The organism is Mycobacterium sp. 2-64 (assembly GCF_035918375.1).
GTDB classification, from domain to species: Bacteria; Actinomycetota; Actinomycetes; order Mycobacteriales; family Mycobacteriaceae; genus Mycobacterium; species Mycobacterium intracellulare.
Genome location: NZ_CP142361.1, coordinates 2,239,971 through 2,256,478, shown reverse-complemented (window position 1 = coordinate 2,256,478; position 16,508 = coordinate 2,239,971). Strand labels below are relative to the sequence as shown.

Annotated in this window: 19 protein-coding genes; 4 read left to right on the top strand and 15 right to left on the bottom strand. The window is 70.7% G+C overall.

Going from position 1 to position 16,508, the window contains the following annotated elements:
- Positions 1-7: 7 nt before the first annotated feature.
- The 9 genes from QGN31_RS10765 to hisD form a co-directional block, all read right to left on the bottom strand.
- Positions 8-1,114, bottom strand: coding sequence for a calcium:proton antiporter (locus tag QGN31_RS10765; protein WP_008257762.1), 1,107 nt, complete (start codon positions 1,112-1,114; stop codon positions 8-10).
- Positions 1,115-1,175: 61 nt separating this feature from the next.
- Positions 1,176-1,523 (bottom strand): phosphoribosyl-AMP cyclohydrolase, encoded by a 348-nt coding sequence (hisI, locus tag QGN31_RS10760; protein ID WP_008257763.1) that lies wholly within the window; start codon positions 1,521-1,523, stop codon positions 1,176-1,178.
- Entirely contained in the window at positions 1,520-2,308 is a 789-nt protein-coding gene (gene hisF, locus QGN31_RS10755; RefSeq protein WP_008257764.1) for an imidazole glycerol phosphate synthase subunit HisF, read from the bottom strand. The genes hisI and hisF overlap by 4 nt, the downstream gene beginning before the upstream one ends.
- Before the next feature lies 1 nt (position 2,309).
- Entirely contained in the window at positions 2,310-3,110 is an 801-nt protein-coding gene (locus tag QGN31_RS10750) for an inositol monophosphatase family protein (protein WP_008257765.1), read from the bottom strand.
- Between the two features lie 7 nt (positions 3,111-3,117).
- Positions 3,118-3,861: a bifunctional 1-(5-phosphoribosyl)-5-((5-phosphoribosylamino)methylideneamino)imidazole-4-carboxamide isomerase/phosphoribosylanthranilate isomerase PriA gene (priA, locus tag QGN31_RS10745; protein WP_008257766.1), complete on the bottom strand. Its 744-nt coding sequence runs from the start codon at positions 3,859-3,861 to the stop codon at positions 3,118-3,120.
- Between the two features lie 82 nt (positions 3,862-3,943).
- Positions 3,944-4,564, bottom strand: a complete 621-nt coding sequence (hisH, locus tag QGN31_RS10740) for an imidazole glycerol phosphate synthase subunit HisH (protein WP_008257767.1) — start codon at positions 4,562-4,564, stop codon at positions 3,944-3,946.
- Positions 4,561-5,193, bottom strand: a complete 633-nt coding sequence (gene hisB / locus QGN31_RS10735) for an imidazoleglycerol-phosphate dehydratase HisB (protein ID WP_008257768.1) — start codon at positions 5,191-5,193, stop codon at positions 4,561-4,563. The genes hisH and hisB overlap by 4 nt, the downstream gene beginning before the upstream one ends.
- Positions 5,190-6,323 (bottom strand): histidinol-phosphate transaminase, encoded by a 1,134-nt coding sequence (locus tag QGN31_RS10730; RefSeq protein ID WP_008257769.1) that lies wholly within the window; start codon positions 6,321-6,323, stop codon positions 5,190-5,192. Before QGN31_RS10730 ends, hisB begins: the two co-directional genes overlap by 4 nt.
- Complete coding sequence (gene hisD, locus QGN31_RS10725; RefSeq protein WP_008257770.1) at positions 6,320-7,723, bottom strand: histidinol dehydrogenase; 1,404 nt, start codon at positions 7,721-7,723, stop codon at positions 6,320-6,322. The genes QGN31_RS10730 and hisD overlap by 4 nt, the downstream gene beginning before the upstream one ends.
- Positions 7,724-7,831: 108 nt before the next feature.
- On the opposite strand from hisD, the gene QGN31_RS10720 reads away from it, so the two are divergent.
- Positions 7,832-8,245 (top strand): nitroreductase family deazaflavin-dependent oxidoreductase, encoded by a 414-nt coding sequence (locus QGN31_RS10720; protein ID WP_014380362.1) that lies wholly within the window; start codon positions 7,832-7,834, stop codon positions 8,243-8,245.
- 127 nt (positions 8,246-8,372) lie between these two features.
- Here QGN31_RS10720 and nadC read toward each other — a convergent pair whose 3' ends face one another.
- The 3 genes from nadC to nadA are packed head-to-tail and all read right to left on the bottom strand — an operon-like array spanning position 8,373 to position 11,856.
- A complete protein-coding gene (nadC, locus tag QGN31_RS10715) occupies positions 8,373-9,233 on the bottom strand; it encodes a carboxylating nicotinate-nucleotide diphosphorylase (RefSeq protein ID WP_009954930.1) in 861 nt (286 codons plus the stop codon).
- Positions 9,230-10,810, bottom strand: coding sequence for an L-aspartate oxidase (locus QGN31_RS10710; protein WP_014380363.1), 1,581 nt, complete (start codon positions 10,808-10,810; stop codon positions 9,230-9,232). Before QGN31_RS10710 ends, nadC begins: the two co-directional genes overlap by 4 nt.
- Positions 10,807-11,856: a quinolinate synthase NadA gene (gene nadA / locus QGN31_RS10705; protein WP_008257783.1), complete on the bottom strand. Its 1,050-nt coding sequence runs from the start codon at positions 11,854-11,856 to the stop codon at positions 10,807-10,809. The genes QGN31_RS10710 and nadA overlap by 4 nt, the downstream gene beginning before the upstream one ends.
- Positions 11,857-11,901: 45 nt before the next feature.
- Between nadA and QGN31_RS10700 the strand changes: the two genes are divergently transcribed.
- Together QGN31_RS10700 and QGN31_RS10695 are read left to right on the top strand one after the other, a co-directional pair.
- Positions 11,902-12,627, top strand: coding sequence for an NUDIX hydrolase (locus QGN31_RS10700; protein ID WP_014942362.1), 726 nt, complete (start codon positions 11,902-11,904; stop codon positions 12,625-12,627).
- Positions 12,628-12,790: 163 nt separating this feature from the next.
- Positions 12,791-14,122, top strand: coding sequence for a lipase family protein (locus tag QGN31_RS10695; RefSeq protein ID WP_014380365.1), 1,332 nt, complete (start codon positions 12,791-12,793; stop codon positions 14,120-14,122).
- On the opposite strand, the gene QGN31_RS10690 is transcribed toward QGN31_RS10695, so the two are convergent.
- The 3 genes from QGN31_RS10690 to bioB are packed head-to-tail and all read right to left on the bottom strand — an operon-like array spanning position 14,117 to position 16,074.
- The gene (locus tag QGN31_RS10690; protein WP_201409265.1) at positions 14,117-14,782 is read right to left on the bottom strand and encodes a DUF2567 domain-containing protein; all 666 of its coding nucleotides are present in this window, start codon (positions 14,780-14,782) and stop codon (positions 14,117-14,119) included. The two genes, QGN31_RS10695 and QGN31_RS10690, sit on opposite strands and share 6 nt — an antisense overlap.
- Positions 14,779-15,006, bottom strand: a complete 228-nt coding sequence (gene bsaP, locus QGN31_RS10685) for a biotin synthase auxiliary protein BsaP (protein WP_008257787.1) — start codon at positions 15,004-15,006, stop codon at positions 14,779-14,781. The genes QGN31_RS10690 and bsaP overlap by 4 nt, the downstream gene beginning before the upstream one ends.
- Before the next feature lie 30 nt (positions 15,007-15,036).
- Positions 15,037-16,074 carry a biotin synthase BioB gene (gene bioB, locus QGN31_RS10680; protein WP_201409264.1) on the bottom strand — a complete coding sequence of 346 codons (1,038 nt, stop codon included), beginning with the start codon at positions 16,072-16,074 and terminating at the stop codon, positions 15,037-15,039.
- Positions 16,075-16,207: 133 nt separating this feature from the next.
- Here bioB and QGN31_RS10675 point away from each other — a divergent pair, with 133 nt between their 5' ends.
- A complete protein-coding gene (locus QGN31_RS10675; protein ID WP_009954668.1) occupies positions 16,208-16,408 on the top strand; it encodes a hypothetical protein in 201 nt (66 codons plus the stop codon).
- Positions 16,409-16,508 lie beyond the last annotated feature (100 nt).

Below are 16,508 nucleotides of genomic sequence, written 5' to 3'. Positions count from 1 at the left end.
GCGGCCCTCAGGGGCTGATCGCCAGGAAGACGTAGGCGGCCAGCAGCACCAGATGCACCTCGCCCTGCAGCCGGGTGGCCCGCCCGGGTACCACGGTCAGCATGCTGATCACCACGGTCAGCGCGAGCAGCACCAGCTGGATGGGGCCGAGGCCGAGCACCAGCGGCCCTTTGAGCCAGATCGACGCCAGCGCGATCGTCGGGATGGTGAGCCCGATGCTGGCCATCGCCGAGCCGTACGCCAGGTTCAGGCTGATCTGGATGCGGCCCTTTCGCGCCGACCGGGCGGCCGCGAGCGTCTCGGGCAGCAGCACCAGCGCCGCGATGATCACACCCACGAACGACTGCGGCAGACCCGCCACCATGACAGCGTGTTCCACGGCCGGCGACTCCTCCTCGGCCAGGCCGACCACCGCCACCAGGGCGCAGAGCAGCAGCACCAGGCTGCTCAGCGCCTGCCGCCTGCTGGGCGGATCCGCGTGGCTCTCGTCCTCGAACACGCGCTTTTGGCCCCGCTGCGCGATCGGCAGGAAGAAGTCGCGGTGCCGCACGGTCTGGGTGAACACGAACAGCAGGTACACCAAGAGCGTGGCGATCGCGGCGAAGGCGAGCTGGCTCGAGGTGAACTCCTTGCCCGGATGCCCGGTGGTGAAGGCCGGCAGGACCAGGCTCAGCGTGGCCACCGTGGTGACTGTGGCCAGCGCGGCCCCGGCGCCCTCGGCGTTGAACAGCGTCACGCCGTAGCGCCGCGACCCGAGCAGCAGCGACAAACCGGCGATCCCGTTGGTGGTGATCATCAGCGCGGCGAACGCGGTGTCCCTGGCCAGCGTCGCGGCCTCGTTGCCGCCGGAGGTCATCAGGGCGACGATGAGGGCCACTTCGATGATGGTGACCGCGGCCGCGAGGATCAGCGACCCGAACGGCTCGCCGACCCGGTGCGCGACCACCTCCGCGTGATGCACCGCGGCGACCACGGCACCGACGAGAAACAGCGCGGCCACCGCGACCAGCACCGGTCCCAGCTTCTCGCCCCAGATCACTGCCAGCACGACGACGGCAAGCACCGGAACCACCACGTTCCAGGACAAGACGTCCCGGGACACCCATTTCGACATTGCCCGCCATTCTTGTCGAAGTCACGCGCCCGCGCCCGCCGAAAGTGACGCGGGCCACGCGCTAGCGCTCCGGTTGCAGCAGCGCGTCGGCGTCGAAGCAGCTGTGATCGCCGGTGTGGCAGGCGCCGCCGACCTGGTCGACGGTCAGCAGCACGGTGTCCCCGTCGCAGTCCAATCGCACCGAGTGGACGTATTGGGTGTGGCCGGAGGTCGCGCCCTTCACCCACTGTTCGCGCCGCGACCGCGAATAGTACGTCGCCTCACGGGTTTCCAGGGTGCGGGCCAGGGCCGCGTCGTCCATCCACGCGACCATCAGCACGTCGCCGCTCCCGCGCTCCTGCACGACGGCGGCGATCAGGCCGTCGGCGTTGCGCTTCAGGCGCGCGGCGATCCGCGGGTCGAGCGTCATCGAACGGTGATCCCCTCTTTGGCCATGGCCGCCTTCACCTGCCCGATGGTCAGCTCCCGGAAGTGGAACACGCTGGCCGCCAACACCGCATCGGCGCCGGCCGCGATCGCGGGTGCGAAGTGCTCGGCCGCCCCGGCTCCGCCGCTGGCGATGACGGGCACGGTGACCGCCGAGCGCACCGCCTGCAGCATCTCGAGGTCGAACCCCGCCTTGGTGCCGTCGGCGTCCATCGAGTTCAGCAGGATCTCCCCCACCCCCAAATCGGCTCCGCGGGAAGCCCATTCGACGGCGTCGAGCCCGGTACCGCGGCGCCCGCCGTGGGTGGTGACCTCCCAGCCCGACGGGGTGGGCACCGAGCCCGGCGGCACCGTGCGCGCATCGACGGAGAGCACGATGCATTGGGATCCGAACTGCCGCGCCATCTCGGCCAGCAGCTCGGGCCGGGCGATCGCGGCGGTGTTGATCGAGACCTTGTCCGCCCCGGCGCGCAACAACACGTCGACGTCGGCCACGGTGCGCACCCCGCCGCCGACGGTCAGCGGGATGAAGACCTGCTCGGCCGTGCGCCGTACCACGTCCAGCATCGTGGTTCGTCCCGACGACGACGCGGTCACGTCGAGAAAGGTGAGCTCGTCGGCGCCCTCGGCGTCATAGGCGGCCGCGAGTTCCACGGGATCGCCTGCGTCCCGGAGGTTTTCGAAGTTGACCCCCTTGACCACGCGCCCGCCGTCGACGTCCAGGCACGGGATCACCCGGACCGCGAGGCCGCTGTGGTTGGCGTGCATGTCAGTAGTCCTCCGGTCGGCCGGTGCTGCGCAAAAGGTCGAGGATCTCGGCGTGCGCGGCGGGGCCCGCCGCCAGCGCGGAATCCGACGCGGGGCTCCAGGGCTCGCCGGCCAGGTCGGTGACGACACCGCCGGCGGCCCGCACCAACGCGACCCCGGCGGCGTGGTCCCACACGTGGCCGCCGAAACTGATTGCCGCGCCCAGGATTCCGTCGGCAACGTAGGCGAGGTCGAGGCCGGTGGAACCGTGCATGCGCAACCGCGACGAGACCCGGCTGAGATTCTCCAGCACCGCGATCCGGTAGCGGCCCGGGAACCGGCCCCGGGCGTCCGCGCTGAACGATCCCGCGCCGACGAGGGCGTCGGACAGGTCGATGGCCGCCAGTGGCGGCTGCGGGATCCCGTTCTTGCGCAACGGTCCACCCGACACCGCGGTGTAGCGCTGGTCCATGAACGGCAACCAGGTCAGCCCGGCCACCGGGTCGCCGTGGTGCAGCAGCCCGAGCAGGATCCCGGCCATCGGTGACCCGGCCGCATAGTTGAAGGTGCCGTCGACGGGGTCGAGCACCCATACCCAGGGTGAATCGACGGCCGAGCCGCCGAATTCCTCGCCGTGGACGCCGATTCCGGTCGCTTCGGTCAGCGCGGCGACCACCTGACGCTCGATCGCGAGGTCCACGTCGGTGGCGAAGTCGTTGCCCTTCTTGCGCACCGCGGAGTCGGCTCGGTGACCGGCGAGGAAGGGTTCGGTGGCGTCGTCGAGGATTGCCGATGCCGTCTCGACCAACGCGTCCAAGTCCATGCCGCTGTTACTCTCCGACCGCGGCCAGCGCCTGCGGCAGCGTGAATCGCCCGGCGTAGAGGGCCTTGCCGACGATGGCGCCCTCGACGCCGCGGCCGGTCAGGGTGGCGATGGCGCGCAGGTCGTCCAGGCTGGACACCCCGCCCGACGCGATCACCGGGACGTCGGTGCGGTCGGCGACGGCCGCCAGCAGCTCCAGGTTGGGGCCGCCCAGCGTGCCGTCCTTGGTGACGTCGGTGACCACGAACCGCGAACACCCTTCGCGGTCAAGGCGTTCCAGCACCTCCCACAGGTCACCGCCATCGGTCTCCCAGCCGCGTCCCCGCAGCCGGTGGGTGCCGCCCGGATGGGTTTTGTCGATCTGGACGTCGAGCCCCACGGCGACCTTGTCCCCGTGCTCGCCGATCGCCCGCGCGCACCACTGCGGGTTCTCCAGCGCCGCCGTGCCCAGGTTGACCCGGGCGCAGCCGGTGGCCAACGCCGCCGCCAGCGAGTCGTCGTCGCGGATCCCCCCGGAGAGCTCCACCTGCACGTCGAGCTTGCCGACCACCTCGGCGAGCAGTTCACGGTTGGAGCCGCGCCCGAACGCCGCGTCCAGATCGACCAGATGGATCCATTCGGCGCCGTCGCGTTGCCAAGTCAGAGCGGCGTCGAGCGCCGAGCCGTATTCGGTTTCACTGCCCGCCTTGCCCTGCACCAGACGCACGGCGCGGCCGTCGACCACGTCGACCGCGGGCAACAAGATCAACACGCTTTCTCCTTCACGCCGAGACTGCAACTGGCTGCGGGTCCCCTCGGCGTTTGTGTCGTGGAATACAGTTTCGCGGAAGCCATCACAGTGCCTGGACCCAATTGCTCAAGACGGCCGCGCCGGCATCTCCGCTTTTCTCCGGGTGAAACTGGGTGGCCGACAACGGCCCTTCCTCGACCGCGGCCAGGAAAGGCCCCTCGTGGGTGGCCCAGGTCAGCACCGCATCGGGCGATCCCTCCCACTGCTGGGCGGCGTAGGAGTGCACGAAGTAGAACCGGGTGTCCGCGTCGAGCCCCTTGAACAGGACGCTGCCGGGCCCGGAATCGACGACGTTCCAACCCATGTGCGGGATCACCGGCGCCTGCAGCCGCGTCACGTATCCCGGCCACTGCCCGCACCCTTCGGTCTCCACGCTGAACTCGACGCCGCGGGCGAACAGGATCTGCATCCCGACGCACACGCCCAGCACCGGACGCCCGGCCGCGACCCGATCGGCGATGATGCGGTCCCCGTTGATCGTGCGCAGCCCCGTCATGCAGGCCTCGTACGCGCCGACGCCGGGCACCACCAGGCCGTCGGCCGCGGCCGCGGCTCCGGCGTCGGCGGTCACCTCGACCGACGCACCGACCCGCTCGAGGGCGCGCTGAGCCGACCGCAGGTTGCCCGAGCCGTAATCGAGGACAACAACCGATTTCTTTGTCACAGAACACCTTTGGTGGACGGCACGCCCGACACCCGGGGGTCGGGCTCCACCGCCTGGCGCAGCGCGCGGGCCACGGCCTTGTACTCGGCCTCGGTGATGTGGTGCGGGTCGCGCCCATACAGAACGCGGACGTGCAGCGCGATGCGCGCGTTCATGGCGAGCGACTCGAACACGTGCCGGTTGATGACGGTGTGATAGGGCACCGAATTGCCGGCGATCGTGGTGTGCTGCAGGTGATCCGGCTCCCCGCTGTGCACACAGTAGGGCCGGCCGGACACGTCGACCGCCGCGTGGGCCAGCGTCTCGTCCATCGGGATGAAGGCGTCCCCGAACCGGCGGATGCCCCGCTTGTCGCCCAGGGCCTGGCCGAGCGCCTGCCCCAGCGCGATGGCGGTGTCCTCGATGGTGTGATGGCCCTCGATCTCGACGTCACCCTTGGTGCGCACCGTCAGGTCGAAGCTGGCGTGACTGCCCAGCGCGGTAAGCATGTGGTCGTAGAACGGCACCCCGGTGTCGACGTCGACCTGGCCGGTGCCGTCGAGGTCGAGGTCGATGACGATGTCGGATTCCTTGGTGCGGCGCTCGACGCGCGCACGGCGGGCGGCTTTGTCGGTGTTGACGGCGGTCATGGCGCTCCTACGTTGACGGGGGCCGGCTCGGTGGCGGCGATCTGGGCGCTGGCCCGCAGGAAGGCGTCGTTCTCCTCGACCAGGCCGGTGGTGACCCGTAGATAGCCGGGGATTCCGACATCGCGGATCAGGACGCCGGCATCCAGATAGCGCTGCCAGGTGGCCGGCGCGTCGGCGAACTCCCCGAACAGCACGAAGTTGGCGTCGCTGGGGATCACCCGAAAACCCAGGCGGGTCAACGCCGCCCCCACGCGTTCGCGCTCGGCGATGAGCGCCGCGACGCTGCCCAGCGTGTCGTCGGCGTGCCGCAGCGCGGCGCGCGCGGCGGCTTGGGTGACCGACGACAGGTGATACGGCAGCCGCACCAGCAGCATCGCGTCGATCACCGCCGGCGTGGCGATCAGATAGCCGAGCCGTCCCCCGGCGAAGGCGAACGCCTTGCTCATGGTGCGCGAGACGATGAGCTTGGTCGGATACTCCCCCACCAGCGCCACCGCGCTGGGCTCCGACGAGAATTCGCCGTAGGCCTCGTCGACGATCAGGATGCCGGGCACCACGTCGAGCAGCCGCCGCAGATCCGGCAGCGAAACACTCTGCCCGGACGGGTTGTTCGGGCTGGCGACGAACACCACGTCGGGTTGGCGGTCGGTGATGGCGGCGACGGCGGCCTCGACGTCCAGGCTGAAGTCGTCGGCCCGGGCGGCCTGCAACCATTCGGTGCGGGTGCCGTCGGAGATGATCGGGTGCATCGAGTAGGAGGGAACGAACCCGATCGCCGTGCGCCCCGGGCCGCCGAACGCCTGCAGCAGTTGCTGCAGGATCTCGTTGGAACCGTTTGCCGCCCAGAGGTTTTCGACCCCGAGTGCAACGCCGGTCTGGGCGCTGAGGTATTCGGCCAGATCGGTCCGCAGGGCGACCGCGTCGCGGTCGGGGTAGCGGTGCAGGTCGGCGGCGGCGTCGGCGACCGAGCGCACCACGTCGTCCACCAGCGCCTTGCTGGGCGGGTGCGGGTTCTCGTTGGTGTTCAGCCGCACCGGGACCGCCAATTGCGGTGCGCCATAGGGCGACTTGCCACGCAGGTCGTCGCGCAGCGGCAGGTCGTCCAGTGTCGGTTGCCGCGGCCCGGTCATCGCTCGAACCTCCGCCGTACCGCCTCGCCGTGCGCCGGCAGGTCCTCGGCCTCGGCGAGCGTGATCACGTGCCCGGACACGTCTTTGAGCGCCGCCTCGGTGTAGTCGACGACGTGGATGCCGCGCAGGAAGGTCTGCACGGACAGGCCGCTGGAATGCCGCGCGCAGCCGGCGGTCGGCAGGACGTGATTGGATCCGGCGCAGTAGTCGCCGAGGCTCACCGGCGCATACGGGCCGACGAAAATGGCTCCCGCCGCGCGTATTCGCCCGGCCACGCTCGCCGCGTCGGCGGTCTGGATCTCCAGGTGTTCGGCGGCGTAGGCGTTGACGACCTTGACGCCGGCGTCCACGTCGTCGACGAGGATGATCGCCGACTGGCGCCCGCCCAGGGCGGCGGTCACCCGCTCGCGGTGCACGGTCGTCCGCAACTGGGCGGCCAGTTCCTTGTCGGTGGCCGCGGCCAGGTCCTCGCTGGGGGTCACCAGCACGCTCCCGGCCATTTCGTCGTGTTCGGCCTGGCTGATCATGTCGGCGGCCACGTGCGCGGGGTCGGCGGTGTTATCGGCCAGGATCGCGATCTCCGTCGGCCCGGCCTCGGCGTCGATGCCGACCCGCGAACGGCACAGCCGCTTGGCGGCGGTGACGTAGATGTTGCCCGGCCCGGTGATCATGTCGACGGGCGCCAACTCGGCGTCTGCCCCCGGCGACGATGCGGATCGTGCGCGATCCGAGGAGAAGCCGGGCCATTCGGCCCCGGTATCGGTGCCGCCGTAGGCCAGCAGCGCGACGGCCTGCGCGCCGCCGACGGCCCACACCTCGTCGACGCCCAGCAGCCGGGCCGCGGCCAGGATGGTCGGGTGCGGCAGGCCGCCGAACTGGGCCTGCGGCGGGCTGGCCACCACCAGCGAGGCGACGCCGGCGGCCTGCGCCGGCACCACGTTCATCACGACGCTGGACGGGTAGACGGCGTTGCCGCCGGGCACGTAGAGGCCCACCCGCTCGACCGGTACCCACCGCTCGGTGACCGTCGCGCCCGGGCCGAGCGTCGTCGTCACGTCGGTGCGGCGCTGGTCGGCGTGCACCGCGCGGGTGCGCTCGATCATCACGCGCAGGGCCTCGGCGACCGCCGCGTCGAGTTCGGCGAGGGCTTTCTCGAGCGCCTCCGCGGGCACCCGGACGGCCGGGGGCCGCACCCCGTCGAAGGACTCCCCGAATTCGAGGGCGGCCTCGGCGCCGCGCTCCGCGACGGCCTGCACGATCGGGCGCACCTTGGGCAGCACCGCCTCCACGTCGGCACCGCCACGCGGCAGCGCCGCCCGCAAACGGGCAGCCGTCAATTCCGCGCCCCGCAGGTCGATACGGGCCATCGGCGACGGTCGGATGGTGCTCACGGTGTCCATTGTCCCAGAGGAACTCAAATCGATATCCGACCGGTAGTGTGCCGGTGAAGAGGCCATGCCCCGCGCTGAAATGACGCTGAGACGATAGAGCCGACCCAGGGAGCCGCCATGTCCGCCAAGGATCACCCCAACAACGCCCCCGGCGTCCCGATGGTCTTCCCGCCCTGGTTCGAGCGCTTCCAGATCAAGTACTTCAACCCGGCGGTCAAGCCGATCGTGCGCTACCTGCCCGGCACCGCGACGATCAAGCACCGTGGCCGTACCTCCGGCAAGCCCTACGAGACCATCGTGACCACGTACCGCAAGGGCAACACCTTGGCCATCGCGCTGGGCCACGGCAAGACGAACTGGGTGAAGAACGTGCTGGCCGCGGGCGAGGCGGACGTGGAGTTGAGCCGCAACCGCGTGCTGCACCTCATCAACCCGCGGATCCTGCCCGCCGGCTCCGACGGCGACGGGCTGCCCGCGTTGGCGCGCATGCAGCTGCGCCGGATCGGGGTTTTCGTCGCCGACATCGTCTGAGACCGGGGCGCGCCGACTTTGAGTGTGCGCCAGTGGCTTTCAGTGTGCGGCCACGGCGCCGACACGCCGAAGAATCGCGCCGACGATTCAGACTCAACGCCCAGGTTTCACACCCGATGCGGCCGCGCTACATATCGAGGCCGATGTCGAGCACCCGCACCGAATGCGTCAGCGCGCCGACGGCCAGATAGTCCACGCCGGTCGCGGCGTAGGCGGCGGCGTTTTCCAGGCTGAGGCCGCCGGAGGACTCGAGCAGGACGGCCGGCGCGCGCGCATCCCGGCGTTGCACCGCCATCTGCGTCTGCCACACCGGGAAGTTGTCCAGCAAGATCAGCTCGGGCTTTTCGGGCAGCACCTCGTCGAGCTGCTCGAGTGAATCCACTTCCACCTCACACGGCACGTCCGGCGCCGCGTCGCGGACCGCGCGCAGCGCCTCGACCACCGAGCCCGCCGCCACCACGTGGTTGTCCTTGATCAGCGCGGCATCGCCGAGCCCGAGGCGGTGGTTGACGCCCCCGCCGACGCGCACCGCATATTTCTGCAACACCCGCAGGCCCGGCAGGGTTTTGCGGGTGTCACGGACCTTGGCCTTGGTGCCGTCCACGGCGGCCACCCAGTGCGCGGTGGTGGTGGCGATCCCCGACAGGTGGCAGATGAGGTTCAGCATGGTCCGCTCGGCGGTCAGCAGGCCGCGGGTTTCGGCCCGCACCGTCAGCACGGGCTGGCCCGCCTGCAGCTGGGCGCCGTCCTCGACGCGGTCGACGACCTGGTAGCCGCGGGCGCCGAGCACCTCGTCGAGCACCAGCAGCGCGATGTCGATGCCGGCGATCACGCCGGGCTGCCGGGGCACCATGGACGCGGTGGCCACCGCGTCGGCGGGCACCGTCGCCAGCGTGGTGACGTCGGGCCCGTAGCGCAGGTCCTCGACCAGGCCGCGCCGGATGGTTTCGCGCGCGGCGGTGAGTTCGCAGTCGGACATCGAGGTCATACGACCGCCGCCAAGGCCTCCACCAGCACCGAGTTCTGGTCGTCGGCCAGTCGCAGCACGTTGCTGCGCGCCTGCTCGGCCACGGTCTGCGGGTGTTCCTCGCGGTGGTGGCAGCCCCGGGTTTCGGTGCGGGCCAGGGCCGCGGCCGTCACCGCGCGGGCGGTGACGGCCAGCGCGACGTCCTCGAAGTCGCGACGACCCGCGACGGCGCGCACCTTGGCCCGCGACAGCGTGGTGGACAACCGGGTCAGCCCGGCGGCGTCGCGCACCACCGACGCGTCGCGGCTCATCGCGCGCTGCAGCTCGGCGCGCTCGGGCGCGGTGTGCGCGACGGGCTCGGGTGCGACCGCCCGGGCGGGCCCGGCCGCCGCGGCGTGCGCGGCCGCCGCCCTGCCGGCGCGGCCGCCCACCACCAAACCTTCCAACAGGCTGTTGGACGCCAACCGGTTGGCGCCGTGCAGGCCGGTACGGGCGACCTCACCGGCGGCGAACAACCCGGGCAGCTCGGTTTGGCCGCACACGTCGGTGACGATGCCCCCGCAGCTGTAATGCGCCCCGGGCACAACGGGAATGGGTTGACGGACGGGGTCGACGCCGGCGGCCCGGCAGGCGGCCGTCACCGTCGGGAACCGGTTTGCGAAGTCCCCGATGTGGCGGGCGTCGAGGAAGACGCACGGGTCACCGGTGGCCTTCATCCGCGCGTCGATGGCCGCGGCGACGACATCGCGGGGGGCCAGGTCGCCCATCGGATGAACACCGGCGGTTACCGAATCCCCTTGCCGGTCAATCAGTCTGGCGCCCTCGCCGCGGATGGCCTCGGTGACCAGCGGGCGCCGCCCGCCGGCGGCCCCGGGCGCGAAGAGCATCGTGGGGTGGAACTGGATGAACTCGAGATCGCTGACCGCGACGCCGGCCCACAGGCCCAACGCGATTCCGTCGCCGGTGGATCCCTCCGGGTTGGTGGTCGCGCCGTACAGATGCCCGAGCCCGCCGCTGGCAATGATCACCGAGGGCGCGCCGATGATTCCGTATCCCTGCGGGTTGCCCACCAGGACGCCGGTCACGGCCGCGCCGTCGTGCAGCACGCGCAGGGCCACGTGCCCGGTGCGGATGTCCAGCGTGCGCGCGGCGTGGTCGAGTGCGCGCTGCACCTCGGCGCCGGTGGCGTCACCCCCGGCATGCACGATGCGCCGCCGCGAGTGCCCGCCTTCGCGCGTCAGCGCCCACTGGCCGGGCGCGGATTCGTCGAATCGTGCTCCGTCGCCGACCAATTCGGTCACGGCCGCGTACCCGTCGGCGACGATCGAGTAGACCGCCTGCGGATCGCACAGGCCCGCCCCGGCGACCACGGTGTCGGCGACGTGCGCCTCGACCGAGTCGTCGTTGTCGGGCAGGACGACCGCGATGCCGCCCTGCGCGTAGTGGGTCGCCGTCGCGCCGCGCGCCTGATCGGCCTTGCTCAGCACGACGACGCGGCGCCCGGCGCGGTGGGCGGCCAGCGCGGCGGCCAATCCCGCGACACCGGTGCCGATCACGACGACGTCGGCGCTGTCAGTCCACTGGGGACGGGCGGTCATTCGCCACCGCCCGGCTGCCCGATCTCGATCATGCGCTGCACGCTGCGCCGGCCGGCGGCCGCGATGTCGGGGTCGACGTCGACTTCGTCGGCCCCCTCGACGAGGCAGCGCAGCAGGGCCGCCGGGGTGATCATCTTCATGAACTTGCAGGAGGCGCGGTCGTTGACGGCGCGGAAGTCGACCTGCGGCGCGGCCCGCCGCAGCTGATAGAGCATGCCGACCTCGGTGGCCACCAACACTTTTCGCGCGTTGGTCTGGGTCGCGGCGTCGAGCATGCCGCCGGTGGACAAGATCTTCACCCGGTCCGGGGGGAACGCGCCTTCGCCGGCGAGGTAGAGGGCCGATGTGGCACAACCACATTCGGGGTGCACGAACAGCTCGGCGTCGGGATTCGCGCGGGCCTGGTCGCCCAGTTCGTCGCCGTTGATCCCCGCGTGCACGTGGCATTCGCCGGCCCACACGTGCAAATTCTTGCGGCCGGTGACCCGGCGCACGTGGGCGCCGAGGAACTGATCCGGGCAGAACAGCACCTCGCGGTCGGGGTCGATGGACTCGACCACGTCGACCGCGTTGGACGATGTGCAGCAGATGTCGGTGAGCGCCTTGACCGCCGCCGTCGTGTTGACGTAGGAGACGACGACCGCGCCGGGGTGCTCGTCCTTCCACGCGCGTAACTCGTCGGCGGTGATCGAATCGGCCAGCGAGCAGCCGGCGCGCTGATCAGGGATGAGCACCGTCTTGTCGGGGCTGAGCATCTTGGCCGTCTCGGCCATGAAGTGCACGCCGCAGAACACGATGGTGTCCTCGGCCGCCTCGGCGGCGATCCGCGACAGAGCCAGCGAGTCGCCCACGTGGTCGGCGACGTCCTGGATCTCGGGCAGCTGGTAGTTGTGCGCGAGCACGGTGGCGCCGCGCAACTTAGCCAGTCGGCGAATCTCGGCGGCCCACTGCGCATCGGCGACCACGCCGGCGTAGCCGGTGGGCGAATTCGTGATGTCGGCAACCATGTCTTCGGCGAGCGTGTCCATGCGATTGATCACCGTCATGGGGGCTCCTTTCAGCCAGGAGGTTTTCGACTTATAATCGAAAACATGGCCCATCGTAGCACCGCCCACGAAGTGCTCGCGGTCGTGTTCCAGGTTCGCGAAGTCACCGACGGGGTTGCCAAGGGGCGACCGACGGCGAAACCGCAGCTGAACGTGCTGTTATGGCAGCGCGCCAAGGACCCGCAACGCGGCGCGTGGTCGCTGCCGGGCGGGCAGGTCCGCAACGACGAGGACATGATCACCTCGGTGCGCCGCCAGCTCGCCGAGAAGGTCGACCTCAAGGAACTGGCGCATCTGGAACAGCTCGCGGTGTTCTCCGACCCGCACCGGGTGCCGGGCGCCCGGGTGATCGCGTCCACCTTCCTGGGCCTGGTGCCCTCCCCCGCCAGCCCCGAGCTCCCGCCGGACACCCGCTGGCACCCGGTGAACCGCCTGCCACCGATGGCCTTCGACCACGCCCCGATGGTGGATCACGCCCGCACCCGGCTGAACGCCAAACTGTCCTACACCAACATCGGGTTCGCTTTGGCGCCAAGGGAATTCGCGCTCTCCACGCTGCGCGACATCTACGGAGCGGCGCTGGGGTATCAGGTCGACGCGACGAACCTGCAGCGGGTGCTGGCGCGGCGCGGCGTCATCACCGCGACCGGCACCATCGCGCAATCCGGCCGCAGCGGCGGGCGCCCGGCCGCGCTGTACCGGTTCACCGACGCCGCGTTGCGGGTCACCGACGAATTCGCCGCGCTGAGGCCGCCCGGGGTCCCCGGCTAGGCTTACCCGAACGCGTCGTTGTAGCGACGCGCCATCCGGTCGGCACCCGTGACGTGTCTGGCCCGCCCGCAGGTGACGAGAAGTCGCTCACAGCGCGGCGATGACGTTTTGGTTACCTGCCGTTCGTACGCGAGAATGCCGGGTGGCCACGAAGGGAGCCTCAATGGCTGAGCTCGGCAACCTGGCAGGCACGCATGGCGCGGAATGGATCGCCCGGCCGCCCCACGAGGAACTGCAGCCCAAGGTGCGTCCGCTGCTGCCCTCGGACGACCCGTTCTACCAGCCGCCGCTGGGATTCCAGCACGCCGAGCCCGGGACGGTGCTGCGCTCGCGCGACGTCGAGTTGGCCTTCCTCGGCCTGATCCCGCAGCCCATCAAGGCCGTCCAGCTGCTCTACCGGACCATGGACATGCACGGTCAGCCGGAGGCGACCGCGACGACGGTGATCGTCCCGACCGACCTCGCCCCCTGCCCGGTGCTGTCGTACCAGTGCGCGATCGACGCCGTGTCGTCGCGCTGCTTCCCGTCCTATGCGCTGCGCCGCCGGGCGAAGGCGTTCGGGGCGATCGGCCAGTTCGAGCTCTTCCTGATCGCCGCCGCCGTCGCCGAGGGCTGGGCCGTCTCCGTGCCCGACCACGAAGGCCTGCGCGGCTTGTGGGGGGCGCCGTATGAGCCCGGCTACCGGGTCCTGGACGGCATCCGGGCCGCGCTGGGCTCGGAGCGGCTCGGGCTGTCCAAGTCGGCCCCGATCGGGCTGTGGGGGTACTCCGGGGGCGGCCTGGCCAGCGCATGGGCCGCCGAGGTGTGCGCCGAATACGCGCCGGAACTCGACATCGTGGGCGCGGTGCTCGGCTCGCCCGTCGGGGACCTGGGCAACACCTTCCGGCGGCTCAACGGCAGCTTCCTGTCGGGCTTGCCCGCGCTGGTGGTGGCCGCGCTCGCGCACATCTATCCCGATCTGGACCGGGTGATCAAGGAGCACGCCAACGAGGAGGGGCGCGCCCTGCTCGACTCGCTGGAGAAGATGACGACCGTCGGGGCCGTCGTCCGCATGGCCGGCAAGAACATGGGCGACTATCTCGACGAGCCCCTCGAGAAGATCCTGTCCACCCCGGAAGTCTCGTACGTCTTCGACCACATCAAGCTGGGCGCCGCGGTCCCGACGCCACCGGTGCTGATCGTGCAGGCCGTGCACGACTACCTGATCGACGTCCACGACATCGACGTGCTGGCCGACGCCTATTCGGCGGGCGGTGCGCGGGTCACCTACCACCGGGACGCGTTCAACGAACACATGATGCTGCACCCGCTGTCGGCGCCGATGACCTTGCGCTGGCTGACGGACCGCTTCGAGGGTCGCCCGCTGACCGAGCACCTGGTGCGAACCACCTGGCCGACGATGTTCAACCCGATGACCTACATCGGCATGGCCCGGCTGTTCAAGATCGCGGCCAAGGTGGTCACGGGCCGCAGGATTCGCCGCCGTCCGCTATGACACGGCCGCTTCCGCCGCGCCGCCCCCTCCCACGGGCAGCGCGTCGGAGGCCCGGCGCTCCGGCGGCAGCGCCCCCAGGTCGTCACGGGCGTCCGCGGCCACCCGCACGGCGTACACCAGCGCGGCGACGCCCACCGGCCACATCAGGCTGACCGCGATCTGCAGGGGACGGTCGGAGAAGAACACCGGCGGCGCCTGGGTGACGTAGGCGACGGACGGGCTCTTGCTCAGCGGCACCGCGTCGAAGTCCAAGGCGCCGTAGGCGAGCCGCACCAGCCCCGCCCCGACCGCGGCGGCCGCGGCGGCGGCGGTCAGCATGCCGACCGACAGGGCGACGACCATTCCCGGGCCGCGGTGCTGTTGCCATTGCCACGCCCACACGGACGCGACCACCGCCAGCACGGTCAACAGGCCCAGCATCAGGGCGGGAGCGACGAAGAAATGCTCGGACTCGTTGCCCAGATAGTCATGCACCCGCTCGCCGGAGCGGGTGAGCGCCACCACGGCGCGGATCGGCGGCGCGATCCACGCCCACAGCGCGCCGATCAGCAGACCGGTCACCGCCGAGCCAGCCGCGACGAGCACGAGCGCGCGCACCCGCGCCCGGCGGGTTACGGCGACGGGCGGGGCCGGGGCGTCCGGGTTGGCCTGCTCGCTCACCGTTGCGCCTCCAGGTCGGCGGAGTCGACCTCACCGTGACGCGAGCAGCGCGCCCGCCACCCGTCGGGGCGGACCTGCACCACCATCCGGCGCCCGCACGCCGCGCAGAACCGGGGCGGCTCGAGGCCCAGCTGAGCCGCTGTCGGCACGGCGGTGCCCCCTAACTCGCCGGTGTAGACGTTGTAGACGCCGGCGCTGACCGCAGCACCCAGATCGCCAACCACAAGTGTCCAACCCTAGCCGCGGCGAGTCGCTTACAAACTGGCGTTGAGCCCCTTGAGGGGCATCTGCAGGTCGCCGAGCAATTCCAGGTCGGATTCGGCCGGACGGCCCAGCGTGGTCAGGTAGTTGCCGACGATCACGGCGTTGATGCCGCCCAGCATGCCCTTCTTGGCGCCGAGGTCGCCCAGGGTGATCTCGCGGCCGCCGGCGAAGCGCAGCATGACGCGCGGCAGCGCCAGCCGGAACGCGCCGACGGACTTCAACGCCTCGCTGGCCGGCAGCACCTCCAGGTCGCCGAACGGCGTGCCCGGCCGGGGGTTGAAGAAGTTCAGCGGGACCTCGTCGGGTCCGAGTTCGGCGAGTTCGGCGGCGAATTCGGCGCGCTGCTCAAGGGATTCGCCCATGCCCAGGATCCCGCCGCAGCACACCTCCATGCCGGCGTCGCGCACCATCGACAGCGTCTCCCAGCGCTCCTCCCAGGAGTGGGTGGTCACGACGTTGGTGAAGTACGAGCGCGCGGTCTCGAGGTTGTGGTTGTAGCGGTGCACACCCATGGCCGCCAGCTGCTCCACCTGCACGGCGGTCAGCATGCCCAGCGAGCAGGCGATGTTGATCTCGACCTCGTTGCGGATCGCCTCGATGCCCGCCGCGACCTGGGCCATCAACCGCTCGTCGGGACCGCGAACCGCGGCCACGATGCAGAACTCGGTGGCGCCGGACTTCGCCGTCTGCTTGGCCGCCTCGACCAGGCTGGGGATGTCGAGCCGGGCGCTGCGCACCGGCGATTCGAACAGGCCGGACTGCGCGCAGAAGTGACAGTCTTCGGGGCAGCCGCCGGTCTTGAGGCTGATGATGCCCTCGACCTCGACCTCGGGGCCACACCAGCGCATCCGCACCTCGTGGGCCAGCGCCAGCAGTTCGTCGAGCCGGTCGTCGGGCAGCCGCAGCACCTGCAGGACCTGGTCGCGGCTCAGGCCCTGGCCGTCCTCCAGCACCTGCTGCCGGGCCACCGCCAGGATGTCCTCGCCGTTGCCGGTTTCGGCCGTCGGTCGGGTTGCCGCTTGGGTCACCAGGTACTCCTTGCCTCTTTCTCGTGTCCGCGCGTGGGGACACATCTGCCCCGTGGTGGTGGCAGCCGGAACGAAAAGGTGTTCAAAGTAGGGTAACGGCCGAAGAACTCCGCCTATCCCTGGGTATACGACCATGGTGACCCCGCACGTCGAATACCTGGCGCACCACTACCTGCTGTTGGCGGCGCCGGCATTCCTGCCTGCGGTGATCGTCGTCGCCGTCATCCTGTACATCGCGCTGCGCGACCGCCGCGAAGGCCGCAACGTCACGGGCGCCACCAAGGCCACCTCCGACGCGTCGAAACCCGACACGCCCGATCAAGAGCGTGATTGACGGGCGCCGGATCTGGGCATTAAACAAACAATCACGAACCTACTTGACAGTAATAAGCGGTTGACTTCAATCGGATCTTCCGGGGCAGCCCGGCGCGAGT